Below are 21,487 nucleotides of genomic sequence, written 5' to 3'. Positions count from 1 at the left end.
AAAGATGAAAAATCAAAATATAGTATATAAAATCCTTATTTCTGGCTTGCTTCTTTTGGGAACTGGGTGTACAAATTTGGACGAAACAGTTTATGATAAAATAACTGCTGAAGGAACAGTATTGACTGAAGAAGATTTGACGAGTATCATTGCGCCAGCTTATACATCATTCAGAGGGATTTTTTGGAATTGGGATGGTTTACACGATTTGTATGAGGAGTCATCAGACTGTTTAGTGACTCCGCAGCGAAATGGTATTGGATGGGGAGATTATTATATCACAATGCATCTGCATACATGGGGATCAACTCTTCCTCATGCAGAAGGTAACTGGAGCTATATGTACACAGGTGTAAATAGTGTAAATAGAGCGATCTATCAAATTGAGCAGATTGAAGGAATTGAAAATAAAGAAAAAGTAATCCAAGAATTAAAAGCTTTAAGAGCAATTTATTATTATTTATTGTTGGATAATTTTAGAAATGTTCCTATTGTGACTTCTTTTATTAATCCTCCGGGATATCTGCCAGTACAAAATACAGGAAAAGAAGTATATGATTTTGTTGAAACTGAATTAAAAACTGCTTTGCCGTATTTAAGTGAGGAAAACAATACAAATACTTACGGAAAGGTTACGAAATGGGCAGTTAAGATGACTTTAGCGAAATTATATCTAAATTCAGAAGTCTACATTGGTACTCCTAAATGGAATGAAGCTTTGAGCGAAGTTAATGATATTATTAACAGCGGAAAATTTAGTTTGGCAAGTAATTACGCTGATAATTTTAAAATTAAAAATGAAGGATCTCCAGAAGAAATACTATCTATTCCTTTTGATCAAGTTAAAACAGGAGGAAGTTATTGGCCGTTTAAATCTTTAGCGGCTCCGAGTCAGGCAACATTTGAAATGAGCGGAGGTCCTTGGAACGGAACTGGAGTAATTCCGCAATTTATTGATACTTATGATCCAGATGATCAAAGGTTAACGGATTGTTATTTAGGAGGCAAGCAATACACAAGTAAAGGAGAGCCAATAATGGTAGATGGGGTGCAATTTGAGTATATTAATTTCATGACAAATGTAAATGGTTGTGAACCAAATGAAGGTTACAGATTAGTTAAGTATGAAATAGGTACTGGAGATATCGGACAAACAAGTAATGATGTTCCTTTTTACAGATATACAGATGCTTTAATGATCAAAGCAGAATGTTTGTTACGAACAGGAGATGCTGAAGGTGCTGCTGTAATTGTTTCTCAAATTAGACAAAGGGATTTTAAAAATACAAATCCAAGTAAAGCAACAGTTTCAGGAGCTAAACTAAGTGGAGGAAGTGTTTATAAATATGGAACTTATGAAGCAGGTGTTATTACTAAATTAGAAGGAGGAGCCGATATTCAATATGGAGGATTCTTAGATGAACTTGGCTGGGAGTTTATTGGCGAAGCACACAGAAAACAAGACTTAATCCGATTTGGAGTTTTTACTAAAAAATCATGGTTTACTCATACACCAAACGGCGATTTCAGAAGTATTTTACCAATACCACAGTCTGAAATTGACACGAATAGCAACTTGACACAAAACCCAGGTTACAATTAAAGATTTATATAATAATTGAGTTTTTTAGTTTCGATAGGGAGTGAATTAATTTTTGCTTCCTATCTTTTTAAGATCACTCGAAAAGGATTTTTTCTTTGAATTGTAATCATTGTAAGATCTGTTTTTTTATCTTTAGAATTAAATAATTATCCAATAATAAATACGATTTGATTATGGAAATTAAAGTTCACAATTTGCACAACGGTCAAGTAAGAGTCGATAGATTTCTTTCTTCCAATGAAAATAATAACTTCCGTACATTTTCCTATACTGGAATTGCAAAACCAGTTAAATGTAAAGTCTGGCTTCCTGTATCAAGTTATTTGATAGAGCATCCAAAAGGTGTGGTTTTGATTGATCAAATGTGCCATGCAGACATTCATCAAATTAAACGTGATAAAAAAGAACTTAGCTTTTTTCAAAATCTTATTAATAAACCATTTGTAGAGATTGAAGATATTGTTAGCCAAAAATTAGCGAAAGTGGGCTACAAATCAAATGATATAGACTATTTGATACCAAGTGATCTTCCTTCAGATTATTCAAGAGGATTGAATTATTTGAAGAATGCAAAAAAAATCATGATAAGTGACCTTCAATGGAATTCTGAAGAAATAGAAAAGCCAGCAAGTTTAGCAACTAAAAAGTGGAATGATTTAAATGTTCAAAAATATAGTTTTTCGAAAACAGGAATAGGTCCGCAAGGTTTGTCTTATGATTTGTTCGGTGATCGTACAGTTGTTTTAGTAAGCACACCAGAATATAGTTCAGGAGCAGTAACTGTGATTATAGATAATAATACTAACTGTTGATTAAAAAATATAAAGATGAAAATAAAAAGCCTTTAAACGTTATGTTTAAAGGCTTTATTTTTTTTAAGTTTCTTTTGAAACTTCATCTGGCGGAGAAAGAGGGATTCGAACCCCCGGACCTGTTACAGTCAACAGTTTTCAAGACTGCCGCATTCGACCGCTCTGCCATTTCTCCAGTATGTTGCTATCATTTTGTGATTGCGAGTGCAAATATAAGTTGTTTTTTTGATTGTGAAAACTTTTTTGAAACTATTTATAAAGAAAATGATTGTTGGGTAAAAAAAGAAAATCCCTGATAAAGCTAAAGGTTTCAAAGTGAAGCGAAAACGCAAAGAATGCAATTAAGTCTGAACTTGTTCTATGAAAAATTTAATTTTTCCCGAGATTTAGATAGTTTCTTTGAGATGAGATTTTAAGTAACAAATTACAAGATTTGCGACATATAACTAAACTATAATAAAATGATGACACTTATAGCGATATTTTTTCCGTGTATTTCCTTTCTTTTAAGAGGTAAAATTTTGACGGCCTTACTATGTTTGATTTTACAGCTTACTTTAATCGGTTGGTTGCCTGCTGCAATATGGGCTGTCATATCGCTTCAGAATTCAAGAGCTGACAGACGTAATGAAAAATTGATAAAAGCAATGCGAAATAGATAAGTTGTTAGCTAAACAACCAATATTTTTCCTTTCCTAGTTTTTCTTTTCTCCTGGTTGCAATCATATATTATCGATAGAAAGTTTCATTTAAGATATGCATTGAATGTACAGCGAAAATTTAAAATGCTTTTCTGAGAGAAGTTGTGATAAAAAATAAAAACCCTTAACAAAAGTTAAGGGTTTCAAATTTCAGCGGAGAAAGAGGGATTCGAACCCCCGGACCTGTTACAGTCAACAGTTTTCAAGACTGCCGCATTCGACCGCTCTGCCATTTCTCCAGTAAGTCGCTATCATTGCCTGATTGCGGGTGCAAATATAAGACGGTTTTTCGGTTATAAAAACTTTTTTTGGACTTTTTTTTAAAGTTTTTAAAGATAATTTTCAAGTGTCTAATTATCAGTATTTCCGAAAATGATATTTTTTAAAAAATTAATCTAAATCGTCTAATATTGGTGTTGGTTTTTTGTTTTCATCCACAGCAACAAAAGAAAAAGTTCCTGAAACTACTGTTTCGCGTAGCTCAGAATACATTTGTTCCATAAAAATATCTACATGAATTTTACAGCTAGTTCTTCCAACGCTGTCAACTTTTGCAACTAATTCTATTAATGTTCCTGCAGGAATTGCTTTTTTGAAGTCAATTTGACCAGTAGAAATAGTAACAACTTTTTTGCGGCTGAAACGTGTAGCACAGATAAATGCTACTTCATCCATAAGATGCAGTGCTGTTCCTCCAAATAAAGTGTCATAATGATTTGTAGTGCTTGGAAAAACTGCTTTGAAAATTCGTGTTTCCGATTTTAGAATTCTTTCTTCGACTGTTCCCATATTAGTATTTAACGTATTCTATAATTTCAAGTCCGTATCCAATCATACCGACACGTTTTGTTTGTTCTGTATTCGAAACCAATCTTATTTTAGAAATATCAATATCGTGAAGGATTTGCGCTCCAATTCCGTAATCTTTACTGTCGATAATAACTTTTGGAGCTTTTAGGGTTCCATTAGATTGTAATGTTTTAAGCTCCGAAATTCTATTTAAAAGGTTAACAGCCGTCATGTCTTGATTAATGAAAATAACAGCCCCTTTTCCGTTCTCATTGATCACTTTAAACATATCGTCCAGCTGTTGTTCCGCATTATTAGTTAATGTGCCTAATAAATCGTTGTTTACCTGAGAAGAGTGAATTCTAGTTAAAATAGGTTCTCCTGAATTCCAAGTTCCTTTTGTTAAAGCAATATGGATTTGTTTATTTGTAGTTTGCTCATAAGCTCTCAATCGGAAAGTTCCAAAACGAGTTTCGATATCAAAATCTTCTTTTTTAACAATCAAACTGTCGTGTTGCATTCTATAAGCAACCAAATCTTCAATAGAAACTAATTTTAAATCAAATTTCTTTGCTACTTTAATCAATTCAGGAAGACGAGACATTGTTCCATCTTCGTTTAAGATTTCGCAGATTACACCTGCAGGTTTAAACCCAGCCAAACGTGCAAAATCAATCGCTGCTTCAGTATGTCCAGTTCTTCTTAAAACACCGCCTTGTTTTGCAATTAAAGGGAAAATATGGCCAGGACGAGCTAAATCGTGCGGTTTTGTGTTAGGGTCAACAAGAGATTGGACTGTTTTAGCACGATCAGAAGCGGAAATACCAGTTGTAACTCCATGACCTTTTAAATCTACAGAAACAGTAAAAGCAGTTTCCATGTGATCAGTATTATTGGTAACCATTGCGCGAAGATCTAATTCTTTGCATCGGCTTTCAGTAAGAGGAGTGCAAATTAAACCACGCCCATGTGTAGCCATAAAATTGATCATTTCTGGAGTTACTTTTTCAGCAGCAGCTAAAAAATCACCTTCATTTTCGCGATCTTCATCATCGACTACAATGATAACTTTACCTTGACGAATATCTTCTATAGCTTCCTCAATGGTGTTCAATTGTATTTTTGTTGTTGACATAATTATTCTTGCTTTTGAGCTGGTAAGAACCGCTCAGAGATTTTCTGAAATAGTTGTGAAATCGGAGTTGTAATCGCATCAAAATTGATTAATCCGTTGTCGTTTGTAGCGCGATAAGTCAAAAGAATTGCTAATGGCGACAGAATAAAAGAAGACATCCACGATCCTAAAAATGGAGTCATTCCGCCTTCTTGCGATAATCGTTTTCCAAATGTATTGATGAAATGGAAAGTAATAAAGATCAAAACTGCGAATACAATTGGAAGTCCAAGTCCGCCTTTTCTAATAATAGCACCAAGTGGAGCACCAATAAAGAACATTAAAAAACAAGCAAAAGCAATTACGAATTTTTCGTATAATGCACTCAAATGTTTATTAATCTCGCGTTGTTTGTCTTTTAAATCTTTCTGCGTAGTTTCTATAGAATAGATATTGCTAGTTATATTACTTCCCGCCATCTTCAAAATATCGACTTGGTCTTTGTTAGAATACATAGACAAAAGCTCATTTGGCAGTTGTTTTTTCTTTAAATCTTTTTTTACAGCAGGATTGGTTTTTCTAAGTCCAACACGCTGATTAATGTTTTCAGAAAAAGAAACGATTTCGTTATCTAAATTTTTGCTTAGCGAATCTAAAGTATATCGCAACTCACTAACATTTAACATTGCATTAGTGCCTGCAATGCTTTCCTTGCTGTCGTCAACTTTATTTAATTCAGATAAGTCTATATTGATGATCTGCGTTTTAAATTTTCCTTTGATAAAAGGCAATTTTGCACGATCCTCGTATTTTTTTGGAGTTACATCTTGGTAATAATAACCGTCATTTAAGACCAGTTTTAAGATGCTTGATTTTTCACTACTAATTAATTCACCAGTTTTCGATTTAATAACGGTTTTATTTTCACCCATATTATTCGCTTTCTCATGAATAGTCACACCAGTAAGATGATTACCATTTTCGCCAGATTTCTTGTTTACCTTAATGTTATAAGTTCCAACATCATTAAACTGACCTTCCGCAATTGCCATTGCGGGTTTAGCTTGTGCAATGTTTTTTCTAAAATTGACAAATTTATATTCGGCATATGGAATAACATTGTTTGCAAACCAAAATGCGACGATGCTTAAAACAAAAATGAAAATAATCAATACGCGCATCGCTCTTTGTAATGATATTCCAGACGATTTCATTGCGGCGAACTCATAATTTTCGGCTAAATTTCCGAAAGTCATAATTGAAGCTAATAAAACCGACAGCGGTAAAACCAACGGTATAATACGTGGCATAGAAAAAAGCAGGAATTTCACGACCAATATTAAGTCGAGATCTTTACCTGCTAGTTCTGAAATAAATAGCCATACTGTTTGAAGTATGAATATGAAAAATAGGATTACAAATACCGTAGCAAATGTAAATAAGAATGTTTTTAATAAGTATTTGTCTAGAATTTTCAACCTTCTGATTAATCTAATTTATTAATGTAGTATTTCGGGTATTTACTCGCTACAAAGGTAAATTGATTTTTTGATAATGGCTGATTGGTTTTAAAAGAATTAACGGTTAAAGTTGTTTTTGTTCCGTTTTTTCCAGTTTCAATCAGATTATAGATGTGTTTTGTCTGAACGTCAATACCTAACAAAATTTCTTTTCTTTGATCTTTTCCGCTCGTAGGAACCAGTTTGATGTATTGAATCTTTCTTCCTTTTACATTTTGTACAATATCCATATTGTATTTGTAGCCAGAATTAAAGAAAGTAAGCATTTTTGAAGGCGTAATTGCGTTGTCGTCTTTCTCGTTTACTTTAGAAATAGTAACTTCTTCGTCTTCAGGAACAATAGTGTAGGTTTTTTGACCGTCAAAAATTTTAGTAACGCCCATGAAATTCAATACATATTGATTTCCTTTCATTGTAACATTTCCTTTACTGTCTTGATTGATGTTTTCTTTGGCATTATTCAAAGAATATTTAAAATCGATAACAATATTGTCGTAGCTTTTTATTTTAGAAGTTACTTCGTTCAATAAATCTTTCGCTTTTTTATCTTGAGCCTGAATAGAAGTGAAGCTCAAAAGCAATATAAATGCCATTTGAAAACACTTTTTAGTCATGTTTGTGATAGAATTGTTGTTGATTTCTTGAATTTTTGCTTTCATGATTGGATTAATTTTGTTCATTATTAAAAAATTGATCAAGAGCACTTAAGTCTAAAATATTTACGCTTCTGGCTTTACTGCCTTCAAACGGACCAACAATACCTGCTGCTTCCAGCTGATCGATTAAACGACCTGCTCTGTTGTATCCTAATTTTAATTTTCGCTGCAATAAAGAAGCAGAACCCTGCTGAGCATTGACAATTATCTCTGCCGCCTCTCTAAATAAAGTATCTCTTTCGGAAATATCTATATCAAGATTAATGCCACTTTCTTCTCCAACAAACTCTGGAAGTAAATAAGCTGTGGCATAAGCTTTTTGTCCGCCAATAAAATCTGTAATTTTTTCAACCTCTGGTGTGTCAATGAAAGCACATTGAACACGAATCACGTCGTTTCCGTTTGTATATAATAAATCTCCTCGTCCAATTAACTGATCGGCTCCTTGCGTATCTAAAATTGTTCTAGAATCAATCTTAGAAGTTACTCTAAATGCAATTCTCGCAGGGAAATTGGCTTTAATTAAACCTGTAATAACGTTTACAGAAGGTCTTTGTGTTGCAATAATCAAGTGAATACCAATAGCACGCGCTAATTGAGCCAAACGCGCAATCGGAACTTCAACTTCTTTTCCAGCAGTCATGATCAAATCTGCGAACTCATCGACAACCAAAACGATGTATGGTAAAAATCGGTGGCCAGCTTCAGGATTTAATTTTCTAGACTTGAATTTATCGTTGTATTCTTTAATGTTACGAACCATCGCATCTTTTAATAAAGAATAGCGGTTGTCCATTTCAGTACATAACGAATTTAAAGTATTAACCACTTTTGCGTTATCTGTAATAATAGCGTCTTCTGTATCTGGAAGTTTGGCTAAATAGTGTCTTTCAATTTTATTGAAAAGCGTTAGCTCTACTTTTTTAGGGTCAACTAAAACAAATTTTACTTCTGCTGGATGTTTTTTGTATAACAATGAAGTTAGAACGGCATTTAATCCGACAGATTTTCCTTGTCCTGTTGCTCCAGCCATCAATAAGTGAGGCATTTTGGCAAGATCGACAACAAAAGTTTCATTTGAAATAGTTTTTCCTAAAGCAATTGGCAATTCCATTTCGGCTTCTTGGAACTTTGCAGCCCCAATAACACTTTTCATAGAAACCATAGTTGGGTTTTTGTTCGGAACCTCAATACCGATAGTCCCTTTTCCTGGAATTGGCGCAATAATACGAATTCCAAGTGCTGATAATGACAAAGCAATATCATCTTCTAAACTCTTAATTTTAGAAATTCTGATTCCCGCTTCTGGAACAATCTCATATAAAGTAACAGATGGTCCAACGGTTGCTTTAATTTGTGCAATTTCAATTTTGTAATTACGAAGTGTATCTACAATCCTGTTTTTATTTTCTTCTAATTCTTCCTGATTAATTGTAATTCCGCCAGTCGAATATTCTTTTAATAAATCGATGGTTGGGAATTTATAATTCGATAAATCCAAAGTTGGATCAAATAATCCGAAATCGGCAACTAGGCGAGAAGCCAGGTTTTCTTCAATAATATCTTCTTCTTCTGCTTTTTCAATTACAAAAGCTTCATCTGGAGAAACTAATGGTAATTCTTGTTTTGGGGTAATTGGCTTTAAAATTGGATTCAATTCGATTTCAGAAGAATGATTTATAGTTGGTTTCAATGCTTCTTTATTGATTTCAAATTGAGAATCAACTGTTTTAATGTGAATATCATCTATTTCAGGATCGCTTTCAGGTTCTTCAATTGCAAATTCTTCTAAATTATAAGCACTTTCAGGCTGTGGAACTACTGGTTTTAAAGTGTCTAATTCTGATTTGAATTCTTTTTTAGTAGAATCAAAATACGATTGAATTTTTTCTGGCGATAATTTGATTTTGAAAATCAGATATACAATTAGTCCAAAAAGTAGAGTAAGCAAAGTTCCTGTCTTTCCGATATAATCTTGCAGAAACAAATTCAGTTCATAACCAATTGTTCCTCCTAATTCTGGCGCAGAAGTAGCAAAGAAACCGAATAATACTGAAACAATAATAATGGCAAATAAATCCCAGAACCAGGTGTTTTTTAGTTTTTGGGTCGAAAGCTCCAATGCTAAAAACATTCCAGTCAGGAAAAATAAACGTACAAAAATGAAAGAGGCAAGTCCGAAACCTCTATAAATAATCAAATCGGCAAGATAAGCCCCGAATTTTCCGAGCCAATTCTCAGCAACTTCGCTACGATCACCAAGCTGATTTACGACACTTTGGTCATTCTGCCATTGTCCGTTTACATAAAAAGAAATAAATGCGACTAATAGTGCAATAGAAAAAAGAACCAAAAGGCATCCTAAAACAAACCTTTGTTGTTTGGATATCTTAAATGATCTTTTAACTCCTTCCTGTTTTTCGTTTTTTTTATCTACAGTTTCTTTTTTATTTTTTGCCATTCTTGCGTTTTCCTTTGCCTAAATAAATTTTGGGATATAAATAATCAAGCCTATTGCAATTGCAGTCATTGCGGCAAAAAATACCGCTCCGGCAGCAATATCTTTAATAAAACCGATTCGTTTGCTGTAATCAGGATGGATAAAATCGGCAATTTTTTCAACTGCCGTATTTAATCCTTCAATGCTTAAAACAAAACCGATGGCAAGTGTCTGGCACAGCCATTCGGTTTGAGAAATATGAAAATAGAACCCGGCAATCGTCATGATAATTCCCAAAGAGAATTGAACCATAATGCTGTGTTCTGTCTTAATCAATTTTACAGCTCCGTTAAAAGCATAAGTCATACTTTTTAACCGACCTGTAACAAATGTATTATCTTTTTGAAACTCCATTTAAAGGAAAATATTATAGTGCTGCTAAAGCTGCTTCGTAATTTGGTTCGTTTGCAATTTCTGCAACTTGTTCTGTGTGAACGATTTTTCCGTTAGCATCAACAACAATGATCGCTCTTGAGTGTAAACCGGCTAAAGGTCCGTCAACGATTTCTAATCCGTTTGCTTTTCCAAAAGCACCAGTTTGAAAATCTGATAAGTTTACTACATTTTCTAAACCTTCAGCACCGCAGAAACGTTTTTGAGCAAAAGGTAAATCTCTAGAAATACATAAAACTGTTGTGTTTTCTAATCCGCTAGCACTTGCATTGAAAGTTCTAACCGATGTAGCGCAAGTTCCTGTATCAACACTAGGGAAGATATTTAAAACTAATTTTTTTCCAGCGAAAGTGCTTAAAGAAGCAACTGATAAATCGTTTTTAACTAATTTGAAGTCAGCTAATTGTGATCCAACTGCTGGCAATTCGCCTGATGTATGAACTGGATTTCCTCCTAATGTGATAGATGCCATGATTTTTGTTTAAAATTAATGAGGTTCAAAAGTAAGGATTAATATTTGAATCTAAAAGTATTTGTTAAGGGTTTAAGGAGAGATTAAGCTAAGGTTTTGATGGCCACGAATTCACAAATTTATCTAAATAATTTTATATTTTAGAGGGTAGATTTTAGATTTAGTTTAGGCTTGTCAGGCTGAGCGGAGTCGAAGCTCACACAAGTAACTCCTCAATCTAAAATTGATAATCTTTGTCGATTCGCTTTACGTGGGCTTCGACTTCGCTCAGCCTGACAAAGATTTCGTAAAACTGTGAATGAATACTGCGACTGAACACTAAAAACGGAACACTGTAAACTGAACACTGAAAACAAAAAAAAGCGTCTCCTTTCAGAAACGCTTTCTCAGCCTTGTTTTTTGTTTTTTTATTTGAAAAAGAGGTCGATTTATTTATCGATTGAACCTAAAACACGTTTCATAAACGTATTTAAAGCTTCTTTTTTATCTGTTCCTTGAGCAACCAATTTTTGCACTTCAAGGGCACCGTACATATTCGAAATCAATTCGCCGATTACGTCTAATTCTTCATCTTTTAGAGAAGGAATTTCGGTCATCGCTTCTAGAACTTCGATCGTTTCAATGATGTAATCCTGATCGTTTTCTTCGATGAATTGCGTTAAATGCTTAATTACTGGTAATTTCATAGTTTTAAACTTCTTAGATTTTTAGACATTCTTAGACTTCTTAGACTTTTTTAAAATTATAGACAACATCTAAGAAGTCTAAAAATCTAAGCCAGTCTAACTCGTCTAAATTTAAGCAATTGCGTTTACCAAGTCAATTAAAACTTCTTGTTTGTTGGTTTGCGTTTCGCCAACTAATTGTCCGTTTACGAAAGTTGCAAATGTTGGCAAGTTGCTCACATTAGCTAATTTTCTTGATTCAGGAGAGTTTTCTGCATCAACCAAAACAAAAGTAATAGCTTCATTTTCTGTCGCTAGTTTTTTGAATTTTGGTTTCATAATACGGCAATTTCCACACCATGAAGCTGAATATTGCACTACTACTTTTTCATTTTTAGCAACTAAATCTGCTAACGTATCTTCGTTTAAGTCGATTAACATAAGTTTTATTTTTAAGACACTAAGTTGCTAAGGTTCTAAGATGCTAAGTTTGCTCTCGAACCGAATAACTTTGTGTGGATTTATTTGATAGATTTTTAAGTCGTTGAGATTCTAAGATTTAAGTTTGATCTTAGAATCTCTTGACTTTTATTGTAGATTGTATTTAAGATTCAAAAGTTAAGTTAAAAAAACTTAGCAACTTAGAACCTTAGTATCTTAGCAGCTTAGTTAGCGCTTAAGTATTCAGCTGTACTGATTCTGTCTGCAGACATAGCTTCTTTACCAGCTTCCCAGTTTGCAGGACAAACTTCACCTTTAGTTTGGATGTGAGTGTAAGCGTCAACCATTCTTAAGTATTCGTTTACGTTACGTCCTAATGGCATATCGTTTACGCTTTCGTGGAAGATTTTTCCTGTTTCGTCGATTAGGTAAGTAGCTCTGTAAGTTACGTTTGAACCTTCGATGATAACTGAATCTGTATCTTCGCTATAGCTTGTAGATTCGATATCAAGAATACCTAAAATGTTAGCTAAATTACGGTTTGTATCAGCTAAGATTGGGTAAGTAACACCTTCGATTCCACCATTGTTTTTTGGAGTATTTAACCAAGCAAAGTGAACTTCGTTTGTGTCGCAAGAAGCACCAATTACGATAGTATTTCTTTTTTCGAATTCAGGTAATGCAGCTTGAAAGGCGTGTAATTCAGTTGGACATACAAAAGTAAAATCTTTTGGGTACCAAAATAAAAGTACTTTTTTATTGTTGTTTACTGCTTCTTCAAAAATGTTGATTTTTAAATTGTCACCCATTTCTGAGATAGCATCTACTGCAATACTTGGGAATTTTTTTCCTACTAAAGACATAATATTCGTTTTACGTTAAAAATTTATTTGGTGCAAAAGTAGGGCATAAGTACAGGTTCTTACAATAAGATGTGATTATAAAAATTTATAAGTTGATAAATTTTGACTATTTTAAGTTTTAACTTATTGAATATCAATATTTACTGGTAAAACACCGCTAAAAGTATTTTTTTCTATAAATTGAATTCCTGCTGTTTTTTGAAATTCTTCAAAATCCTGATACGCCTGAATTAATCCTGAAGCCTTTTTTAGATTTGGAATAAGTGGTAAAACGTAAGGATTTCCGAAGACGTAAACTACGCATTTTTTGGTTTGAAGTAAATGAGATAGCAGTTCAAAAACTTCATTGTTCACTTCGAAATTATTCAATGGTTTTGCTTTCGGAACAAATAATGAAACGATGATGGTTTCGAAATTTTCTAATTCATTTTTGATTGCCAAAATATCTGAAGTTTCTAAATTTTCAAAAGCAAATTCGGGTGAAGGTAATTTTGCATTTAAAGTTTTGAAGAATACATTTTCAGTATTTTTATATAAACTCAGTTTGGCTAATTTATTGTTTTTCTGAGCTTCAAGAGCTAAATCTGAAATTCCGTTATCGATGATTTTTGTGATTGCATTTTGAGCAATTTCTAAGTTTATTTTTGATGTTTTTTCGAAATCTAATTCACCTAAAGCAGAAGTATTTCCAGAAAGAATTCCAGCTTTTTCTTTGGCTTTCATAATTCGATTATAACTTTCGAAAATGCGGTCTGGCGAAGCATTTTTAAAGATCGCTTCAATTCCTTCAGGAACATTTTCGGCGAAGCATAAAACATCATTTCCTGCATTAAAAGCTTCCCATTCTAATTGACCTTTGGTTTCATACAATTTAGAAACGCTGTGCATATTTAAAGCATCAGAAATTACCAAACCGTCATAACCTAATTTATCGCGTAAAAGATCCTGAATAACTGCTTTTGACAACGTTGCCGAAGTATCTTTTCCGTCATTTAAACTTGGAACAGCCAAATGTCCAATCATAATCGAATCAACATTATTTTCGATTCCTTTAATGAACGGATATAATTCGTTTTCTAATAATTCTTCCAGAGTTTCCTTTAAAACTGGCAATCCTAAATGTGAATCAACGTTGGTGTTTCCGTGTCCAGGAAAATGTTTCAGACAGCCTAAAACGCCAACTTCCGACATTCCTCTTAAATATTCAATAGAAAAATTGGCTACTTTTTCTTTGTTTTCACCAAAAGAACGATAGCCAATAACTGGGTTGTTTGGATTATTATTAATATCTGCCAAAGGCGATAAATTGTACTGAATTCCAGCTGCTTTTAAATCTAAACCAATTTGTTTTCCAACTTCATAAACCAAGTCAGCTTTGTTTTCAGGTAAAGCCCCAAGTGTAATCGCATAAGGATATTGCGGTGTTTTTTCGATACGCATTGCCAAACCCCATTCTGCATCAATACTGATTAAAAGTGGAGTAGAAGCTGCTTTTTGATAACGAACAATTAATGCTTTGATTTTTTCGTAACTGTCATCATTAAAAACAACTTTTTTCTTGCTTTCGTAATTCGTTGCAGCGCTCGCACGGCTGTGAAAAAAGGTCAGTCCGCCAATGTTGTGTTCTTTTATAAGTCGTTCAGTTTCCTGAATATTTTCTTCAGTATCGTTTATAAAAACGGCAGGAAAAAAGAATTGTCCTATTCTTTGTCGTAATGCTTCGGCTGTAATTTTCATTATTATAAAGTCTTTTTCATGCAGACACTATTATCCATTTCCTCGTAAGGCGGATAATTTGGAATTATGGTATAATTTAATTTTTGATACAAGTTAATGGCTTCGGGCTGGTTTTTTCCAGTTTCCAAAATGGTATAAGTATAACCCACTTCTTTTGCCCAGATTTCAAGTTCTTTTAGAATCTTCGAGGCAATACCTTTTTTTCTATGATCAGGATGAACGTACATTCTTTTGATTTCTGTCGTGCCTGGTTCTTTTTCGCGAAAAGCGCCACAGCCTACAGGAATTCCGTTTTCGTAATAAACAATCGTGTGTTTTATTTTATCAGTCTTATTAAACTGATTGTAAAACGCATGATCTTCACCATCTCTAATCGCTAAATCTTGATCTAATAAAACAACCAGATTTATGAAATCAATATCATCCGAATTGGTTCGTTTTATGTTCATGATTTAGAATGTTTAGATTAGTATCTTTTAATTTTCTAACACATAGAAACATAGTATTTAGTTCTTGGAAAAGGCGTTTCACTTTATTTAAATACATCCCGACACTTCGGGACTATGTGTTGAGAAATGAGTTTCTCTTTTTTATTCTTTTCACACAAAAAAAATCTATGTTTCTATGTGTTTAAAAGAATGTTTTATTTCAACTTTGATTTCTTTTGTTTGGCTAATTGTTTTTTGGTTTCAATTGCTTTTTCTAATCGGTTTTTAAAACGAAAAAGTTTTGGCAATCCTTCTAATCGATCTTCAACCGTGATTTCTTCATAAACCAAAATGGCTTTTTCTAAAACCCGAATTTCATTATCCAGATCGTTTTCATTTTTGTAGATCGTTGCTAATCGATCGTAAGGATGATTTCCTTTAAAGCCTTCTGCAACATTTTCTTCATACAACTCAATAGCTTTTTCAAGATTTCCGTTTTTCTCGAACTCAGTTCCTTTCAGATTTCGTTCGGCCTGCAAATTTTCATTGATTTCCATATGTAAGAGTTTGATTTGGGGTTTAAACTTCTTCAGATTTTTTCCCAAAATCTTTCGGGAAAATTAAAAAACGTGATAAAATAAGACCTGGAATTGTAGCTAAGAAAACCCAAACAAAGAAGTTTCCATAACCTAAATATTTTTGTATAAATCCGCTTAACATTCCTGGAAGCATCATTCCTAATGCCATAAAACCAGTTGCCAGTGCATAATGCGCTGTTTTTGATTCTCCTTCGGCAACATGAATTAGATACATCATGAAGGCTGTAAATCCAAAACCGTAACCAAATTGTTCAAAAATAACTACAGCGTAAATGTAATAAATTGATGCTGGATGAAAGAAAGCCAATAAAATAAATCCTAAAATTGGAAGATGCATTGCTAGAAACATTGGGAGCATCCATTTCGTAAGACCTTGTTGAGAGATTAGAATTCCTCCCAATATTCCTCCTAAAGTTAAAGCAATGAGGCCAAAAGTTCCATAAATTAAACCAACATCTTCGGTTTCGAGTCCCATTCCACCTTTGTGGATTGTTGCCTGATTTCCATTTGTAGTAATTAATTCATCAACGAAATTAATTCTTGCTTCATTTACTTTTTTATATTCTTCACCTTTTTTGGGTTGAGTTTCTAATACAGGTTTTTTTTCTTTTCGGGTATCAGCAACAATTGGTAATTTGGAATATAATAATTGTAATTCTGATGCTTCAAGTTTTATGCCTGCTTTTACTTTGGTATTATATAGGTATAATGCCTTTTTTTCATCTAAGTCTGCAGTTTTTTGTACTAGTTCATATTTGATTGGGTCAACTAAAAAGGGAGTTAACATTTTTAATAACTGTGATTCTCCTAATCTAAAAACCAGAATAAAAATTAAAACAACTGTAATTTGTTTTTTCTTAAAAAAGCTGATAAAAATAGTTCCAAAGCTTTGATGGTGTTGTTCTTTATTTTCTACGAAATTAATTTCGTTTTTAGGTGTAAAAATGAAATTGTAAATGGTAATAAGAGTCATTAAAAGACCAACAAAAATCATGGTATACGACCAAGCTTTCGTATTGTCACTGTATTTATATTCTAAATAACCTGCTAAAAGTATTATTAATCCATTTCCGGCTATCATAGAAGCTCTGTAAAATGTACTTCTTATTCCTAAAAAAAAGGACTGCTCTTCTTTTGGTAAAACCAATAAATAAAAGCCATCACTTGCAATATCATTTGAAGCAGAAGCAAAAGCTGCAGCCCAAAATATTGCTAAAGTAACAAGGAAAAAATTATGTAAGGAAAGAGTGAATCCAACAATTAAAAAAGCAATAGAAATAAGCAATTGCATCCATAAAAACCATTTTCGTTTTGTGCCATAAAGCTCAACTAATGGACTCCATAATGGTTTGATTACCCAAGGAAGATAGAGCAAACTTGTATACAAACCGATATCTTCATTAGTTATGCCTAACTTTTTATACATCAAAACCGACACGGAGATGATAATTACATAAGGAAATCCAGAAGCAAAATTAAGAAGCGGAATCCAGAACCAAGGTTTGTTATCTATTTTCATTTGGCTGAGCAGGTATATAGTTTTTAAATGGCTTTTTTAAATCTATTGCAGTTGGGGCGCTTTCGTTGGCGTAGTAATCAATAAAAGTCACAGCGCAAGCTTTGTACAGGTTTAGTTTTCCTGCCGCTATTGCGAAAGTGATTTTTCCGTCAACTTCTTTTATCGTTACTTTTTCAACGATTTTTGTTGCGTCGTTAATATCGATTTTTGAAATATGGTCACCTCCATAAACTACCATATAACGAACTTTTGTATTCAGCGGACTTTGGAATGTAAAGTTATAGCGTATACTATCTTTATTATACTCTGATAATTTTGGCGTATCAATAATTACATGGCGTAAATTAGGAACTGCAGCAGGAAGTGCAGGATATTTATATTGATTTTCTTCTAAATGGCGAACCACATCAAAGTTTTTACCCATGAACCATTTTGAACTGAAATAAGCACTTCCAGAAACATTTTTGAAAGTCCTTAAAAAATCAATTTGTGTTGGAATTTCGGTCATATAATTCCAGCTTTTATCACCATCACCTCTAATTTTATACGAAGCGTGACCAATATAAACAGCAGTATTATTTGAGTTTTCAGACCACCATTTCACCAATTTAGAATAAGAAGCTCTCGGATTGTTCATGCTCCAGTACAATTGAGGTAGAATATAATCGATCCATTTTTGGTCCATCCAAAGCATTGGATCTGCATACAAATCATCATAATTTGAAGTCGATTGTGTTTCAGAACCTCTTGGATCTTGAGATTTATTTCTCCAAACCCCAAACGGACTAATTCCGAATTGAACCCAAGGTTTGCTTTCTTTAATCGTGTTTGAAATAGCGTGTACAAAGTTGCTCACATTCGCACGACGCCAATCGGCAAGACTTAAGCCTGAACCATATTTTTTGTAAGATGCAGTATCGTTAAATACTTTTCCTGGAACAGCATAAGGATAGAAATAATCATCAAAGTGAATTGCATCAATATCATATTTATCAACCACTTCTTTAACCACTTTTGTTAAATGCGCTTGAACTTCTGGTAAAGCAGGATCATAATAGTATTTTCCGCCGTATTCAATCATCCATTCTGGATGTTTAAAAAGATCGTGATTTGGACTTAAAAGATTTTTATTTAAATCAAAAGTTGCACGATAAGGATTCAGCCACGCATGAAACTCAAATCCTCTGTTGTGCGCCTGCTCGATCATCCAAGCCAAAGTATCGTAATACGGATTTGGAGCCAAACCTTCTTTTCCGGTCAAAAATCGTGACCAAGGCGCAAATTCTGAAGGATAAATAGCATCTCCAACACTTCTAACCTGAACAATTACGGCATTATAATTTAGTTTTTTGTAAGCTTCTAAAATTTCAAGATAATCAGCTTTCTCTTTTTCTACGTTGTCTGTTGCAGTTTTAGGCCAGTCAATATTTACAACAGTAGCAATCCATACACCTCTAAACTCATTTTTTGGGTACATTGTTTTTTCCTGCGCCGTCAAAATTGTATTAAAGAAAAATAGGAATAGTATAGAGAATATTAAGTACTGATTTTTATGCATTTCATTGTTTTTTAACAGGAATCAAAAATAGTTTTTTTCCGCCACGAATTCACGAATTATTTTTTTTATGATTGAAGATAATCCAATCAGCATATTCTGTGTAATTAATCGCGCTTATTTCGCATAGATTAGCGCTAAATTCGTGAATTTGTGGCTATAATTTTAATCAGGAAACGAAATTTTCCCCATTGTTACAGATGGAATTCCTTTGCTGTTTCCAAAATTATAATCACCTCCAGAAACGGTTTCGTTTGCCAAAAGCGCAAATAAAACAGCTTCTTTGGCATCGCTTAAAATGCCCAAATCGTCGCTAGTATGAAACTGGCAAGGCAATAATTCTTTTAGCCATTTTACCAATAACGGATTATTCGTTCCGCCTCCAGACATGTAAATATGAAAATCTTCTGCTGAAATAGGAGTGTTTTTTATGGTGAAATAAATTGCTTCTGCAATAGTTTCAGCACTTAAACGTGTTAAAGTCGCCAGCAAATCTGATGCCGAAATATTTTGTAAGTTACATTTTACCAAAGCCGACTGTACAAAATCGAAATTAAACAGCTCTTGTCCAATCGATTTTGGAAAACTTTTTTGGAAGAAATCATCGCTTTTTAATTCGTTTAAAAGTTCTTGATTTACAGTTCCTTGTTGCGCAATTTCTGCATCTTTGTCGTAACTTTTTTCAGGGAAATAATGTTTGGTAAAAATATCGATTAACGTGTTTGCGGTTCCAGTATCGGTTACAAAAACTTCCTCGGCGTTTAGAGAGGCTGGGAGATAAGTATAATTACCAATTCCGCCCATGTTGAGCATAATTCGGTTTTCGCCTTTTTTTCCGAATAATAAATAATCGCCGTAAACCGCCAAAGGTGCGCCTTCACCGCCCGCCGCAACGTGTTTTTGTCTGAAATCTGAAAGTGTGATAATCCCCGTTTTTACCGCAATATGATCTCCGTCTCCAATTTGCAAAGTCGCGTTTGGAAATTTTTCCTGCTGATGCAAAAACTTTGGTGCATGCAAAACCGTTTGTCCGTGCGATGCGATTAAATCAACTTCGTTTGCGGGAATGTTCCATTTTGAAAGACAATCGTTGATCATGCCGCTGTGCAATATTCCGATCCACTCGTTTAATAAAGCCAAATGCTGAAAATCGATTGTTTTTTTTGCAAATACTTTTCTAATCTCGTTTTTAATGTCTTCAGAATAAGAAATGGTTTCAAATTCAAGGATTTTCACATTCGTATTTGCGCCAGAACCAGAAACAGCACATAAAGCAATATCAAGTCCGTCGAGAGAAGTTCCAGACATTAAACCAAGTATTTTTCTGGTTTCTTTTTGAGCTATATTATAGAGTGCGATTATATTTTTATTCATTTAAAATGAGGGTTTATAGTAGTCAGTTTATTGATAACGCTAAAATGGGATTATTTCGGATATAAAGCTATAGATTTTATGCAATTTTTATTTTTGATTGTCATTTTAATTAATGAAAATTTGTGATATAAATCTTAAAAAATAAAAGCTAAACTTACTGCCTTTTCTATATATTTGCCGATAACCAATTCAAAAAAATACACACCATGATTGTTATTCTAGGACTTATTGTATTCCTTCTTATTGTTGGAATTGTCATTTACAATTCACTAATTGGAAAAAGAAATCAAGTTACCAATGCGTTTTCGGCGATTGATGTAATGCTAAAAAAACGTTTCGATTTGATTCCGAATCTTGTTGAAGTCGTAAAGCAATACACAAATTACGAACAAAGCACTTTAACCAAAATTGTTGAGCTTCGCGCTAAAGCAACGTCTGGAACTTTAACCGACAAAGAAAAAGCAAGTTTGGACACTGAATTAAGTTCGGCTGTAAAAGGTTTAATGGTTACGGTTGAAAATTATCCAGATCTAAAAGCAAATACGATTTTTTTAAATCTTCAAACAACTTGGACAGAAAGCGAAGAGCAAATCGCAGCAGCGAGAAGAACTTACAATGCAGTAGTGACCGATTATAATAATGCGATTATGATGTTTCCAGGTAATATGTTTGCAGGAATGCTGGCGTACACTAAAATTGATGTTTTAGAAACACCAGAAGAAGAACGTAAAAATATTAGTGCAAAAGAACTATTTAATAATTAATGGATTCAGAAATAAATTCGAAAGCAAACTTGCAGGACATTCTGAATACCTTAGAAGTTGATCGAAAAAAAATAGCCGAAACCTATCAAACCAGCTATATCTTATTTGGTCTTGCGTTGGTAATTTTACTTGTTGGATTATTTATCCGATTTGTTGCTTTGGGAATTATTGGCTGTTTAGTTCCTTTGATTATCGGGATTGTCATGTATTTTAGAATAGATGAGGATGTCAAAAAATACAAATTGACTTATAAAATGAGTGTTGTTGGAGCGGCGTTAAAAGACATCAACGACACGCTGACTATAACGCCACAAAGTGGACTTCCAGAATATGAGTTTATAAGTTCGGAACTTTTTACAACAAGACCAGATCGCTATAAAACACAGGATTTAATAAGCGGAATAGCCGATAAAACCTCTTTTTGGTTTGCCGAAGTTCATGCAGAATATAAAACGGAAACTCGAACTAAAAATGGAACAAGAACAGAATGGCACACCATTTTTAAAGGAATTGTTTTTGTTGCCGATTTTAATAAAAACTTTGAAGTTTCTACAGTTGTACGTCCAAAAAGTTTTGGTGATAGCATTGGAGCGTGGTTTTCTAAAAACGTTTTTAGTTTTGGAAATACTGAAGTAGTACAACTCGAAAACATTGATTTTGATAACAAGTTTGTTACCTATTCTAGAAACCAAATTGAAGCGCGCTATATTTTAACGCCTGCGATGATGGAGAGAATTTTGGATTTAAACAGCAAATCCGACGATACGATTTCGATCTCGTTTATTCATTCCAAAATGTATATCGCTTTTCCGTTGTCTCACAATTACTTCGAACCGCCAATTCATTCCTCGCTTTTAGCACCAGATTTACTTACTTACGATCTTTCGATCGTTCAGTTTATGCAAGATATTGTTCATGAATTGGATTTGAATACTAGGATTTGGGGGAAGGAGTAATCTAAGAAGTAATTAAACTATAATGT

21 protein-coding genes and 2 tRNA genes are annotated in these 21,487 nt (G+C 33.5%); 5 read left to right on the top strand and 18 right to left on the bottom strand.

The genetic code is table 11. From position 1 onward, the window contains the following. Positions 1-4 precede the first annotated feature (4 nt). Both DM444_RS14305 and DM444_RS14300 read left to right on the top strand, forming a co-directional pair. The gene (locus DM444_RS14305) at positions 5-1,603 is read left to right on the top strand and encodes a RagB/SusD family nutrient uptake outer membrane protein (protein ID WP_111287786.1); all 1,599 of its coding nucleotides are present in this window, start codon (positions 5-7) and stop codon (positions 1,601-1,603) included. Between the two features lie 173 nt (positions 1,604-1,776). After that, the gene (locus DM444_RS14300; protein WP_111287784.1) at positions 1,777-2,415 is read left to right on the top strand and encodes an MBL fold metallo-hydrolase; all 639 of its coding nucleotides are present in this window, start codon (positions 1,777-1,779) and stop codon (positions 2,413-2,415) included. Positions 2,416-2,502: 87 nt separating this feature from the next. On the opposite strand, the gene DM444_RS14295 is transcribed toward DM444_RS14300, so the two are convergent. Beyond that, a tRNA-Ser gene (locus DM444_RS14295) sits at positions 2,503-2,590 on the bottom strand. A 286-nt stretch (positions 2,591-2,876) separates the two neighbouring features. Here DM444_RS14295 and DM444_RS14290 point away from each other — a divergent pair. After that, a complete protein-coding gene (locus DM444_RS14290; protein ID WP_204251686.1) occupies positions 2,877-3,077 on the top strand; it encodes a YqaE/Pmp3 family membrane protein in 201 nt (66 codons plus the stop codon). A 193-nt stretch (positions 3,078-3,270) separates the two neighbouring features. On the opposite strand, the gene DM444_RS14285 is transcribed toward DM444_RS14290, so the two are convergent. The 17 genes from DM444_RS14285 to DM444_RS14205 form a co-directional block, all read right to left on the bottom strand. Further along, positions 3,271-3,355, bottom strand: a tRNA-Ser gene (locus DM444_RS14285). A gap of 151 nt (positions 3,356-3,506) precedes the next feature. Next, positions 3,507-3,905: an acyl-CoA thioesterase gene (locus DM444_RS14280; protein WP_109192322.1), complete on the bottom strand. Its 399-nt coding sequence runs from the start codon at positions 3,903-3,905 to the stop codon at positions 3,507-3,509. Between the two features lies 1 nt (position 3,906). Beyond that, complete coding sequence (gene ribB / locus DM444_RS14275) at positions 3,907-5,040, bottom strand: 3,4-dihydroxy-2-butanone-4-phosphate synthase (protein WP_162614973.1); 1,134 nt, start codon at positions 5,038-5,040, stop codon at positions 3,907-3,909. Between the two features lie 2 nt (positions 5,041-5,042). Next, positions 5,043-6,497: an LptF/LptG family permease gene (locus tag DM444_RS14270; RefSeq protein ID WP_111287780.1), complete on the bottom strand. Its 1,455-nt coding sequence runs from the start codon at positions 6,495-6,497 to the stop codon at positions 5,043-5,045. Positions 6,498-6,505: 8 nt separating this feature from the next. Beyond that, complete coding sequence (locus DM444_RS14265; RefSeq protein WP_317048483.1) at positions 6,506-7,198, bottom strand: LolA family protein; 693 nt, start codon at positions 7,196-7,198, stop codon at positions 6,506-6,508. Between the two features lie 7 nt (positions 7,199-7,205). Beyond that, positions 7,206-9,656, bottom strand: a complete 2,451-nt coding sequence (locus tag DM444_RS14260; protein ID WP_111287776.1) for a DNA translocase FtsK — start codon at positions 9,654-9,656, stop codon at positions 7,206-7,208. 18 nt (positions 9,657-9,674) lie between these two features. Then, positions 9,675-10,049 (bottom strand): diacylglycerol kinase family protein, encoded by a 375-nt coding sequence (locus DM444_RS14255; RefSeq protein WP_111287774.1) that lies wholly within the window; start codon positions 10,047-10,049, stop codon positions 9,675-9,677. Positions 10,050-10,062: 13 nt separating this feature from the next. Beyond that, positions 10,063-10,560 (bottom strand): thiol peroxidase, encoded by a 498-nt coding sequence (gene tpx / locus DM444_RS14250; protein ID WP_111287772.1) that lies wholly within the window; start codon positions 10,558-10,560, stop codon positions 10,063-10,065. 428 nt (positions 10,561-10,988) lie between these two features. Further along, positions 10,989-11,246 (bottom strand): DUF6952 family protein, encoded by a 258-nt coding sequence (locus tag DM444_RS14245; protein ID WP_008462029.1) that lies wholly within the window; start codon positions 11,244-11,246, stop codon positions 10,989-10,991. Between the two features lie 111 nt (positions 11,247-11,357). Then, entirely contained in the window at positions 11,358-11,666 is a 309-nt protein-coding gene (locus tag DM444_RS14240; protein ID WP_007805605.1) for a thioredoxin family protein, read from the bottom strand. A 224-nt stretch (positions 11,667-11,890) separates the two neighbouring features. Further along, positions 11,891-12,529: a peroxiredoxin gene (locus DM444_RS14235; protein WP_012024184.1), complete on the bottom strand. Its 639-nt coding sequence runs from the start codon at positions 12,527-12,529 to the stop codon at positions 11,891-11,893. A 123-nt stretch (positions 12,530-12,652) separates the two neighbouring features. Continuing rightward, the gene (locus tag DM444_RS14230) at positions 12,653-14,266 is read right to left on the bottom strand and encodes a glycoside hydrolase family 3 protein (RefSeq protein ID WP_111287770.1); all 1,614 of its coding nucleotides are present in this window, start codon (positions 14,264-14,266) and stop codon (positions 12,653-12,655) included. 2 nt (positions 14,267-14,268) lie between these two features. Then, entirely contained in the window at positions 14,269-14,715 is a 447-nt protein-coding gene (locus DM444_RS14225) for a GNAT family N-acetyltransferase (protein WP_111287768.1), read from the bottom strand. Positions 14,716-14,909: 194 nt separating this feature from the next. Next, entirely contained in the window at positions 14,910-15,251 is a 342-nt protein-coding gene (locus DM444_RS14220) for a tetratricopeptide repeat protein (protein WP_111287767.1), read from the bottom strand. Positions 15,252-15,273: 22 nt separating this feature from the next. After that, complete coding sequence (locus tag DM444_RS14215) at positions 15,274-16,812, bottom strand: MFS transporter (protein WP_111287765.1); 1,539 nt, start codon at positions 16,810-16,812, stop codon at positions 15,274-15,276. Continuing rightward, positions 16,799-18,370: a glycoside hydrolase family 10 protein gene (locus tag DM444_RS14210; protein ID WP_111287763.1), complete on the bottom strand. Its 1,572-nt coding sequence runs from the start codon at positions 18,368-18,370 to the stop codon at positions 16,799-16,801. Before DM444_RS14210 ends, DM444_RS14215 begins: the two co-directional genes overlap by 14 nt. 162 nt (positions 18,371-18,532) lie before the next feature. After that, entirely contained in the window at positions 18,533-19,741 is a 1,209-nt protein-coding gene (locus DM444_RS14205) for an anhydro-N-acetylmuramic acid kinase (RefSeq protein WP_111287761.1), read from the bottom strand. 206 nt (positions 19,742-19,947) lie between these two features. Here DM444_RS14205 and DM444_RS14200 point away from each other — a divergent pair, with 206 nt between their 5' ends. Both DM444_RS14200 and DM444_RS14195 read left to right on the top strand, forming a co-directional pair. Further along, the gene (locus tag DM444_RS14200) at positions 19,948-20,505 is read left to right on the top strand and encodes a LemA family protein (RefSeq protein WP_111287759.1); all 558 of its coding nucleotides are present in this window, start codon (positions 19,948-19,950) and stop codon (positions 20,503-20,505) included. Beyond that, positions 20,505-21,461, top strand: coding sequence for a DUF3137 domain-containing protein (locus DM444_RS14195; protein WP_111287757.1), 957 nt, complete (start codon positions 20,505-20,507; stop codon positions 21,459-21,461). Before DM444_RS14200 ends, DM444_RS14195 begins: the two co-directional genes overlap by 1 nt. Positions 21,462-21,487 lie beyond the last annotated feature (26 nt).

The organism is Flavobacterium ginsenosidimutans, from assembly GCF_003254625.1.
In the GTDB taxonomy this organism is placed as follows: Bacteria; Bacteroidota; Bacteroidia; order Flavobacteriales; family Flavobacteriaceae; genus Flavobacterium; species Flavobacterium ginsenosidimutans.
This window is presented reverse-complemented; position numbering and strand designations above follow the sequence as displayed.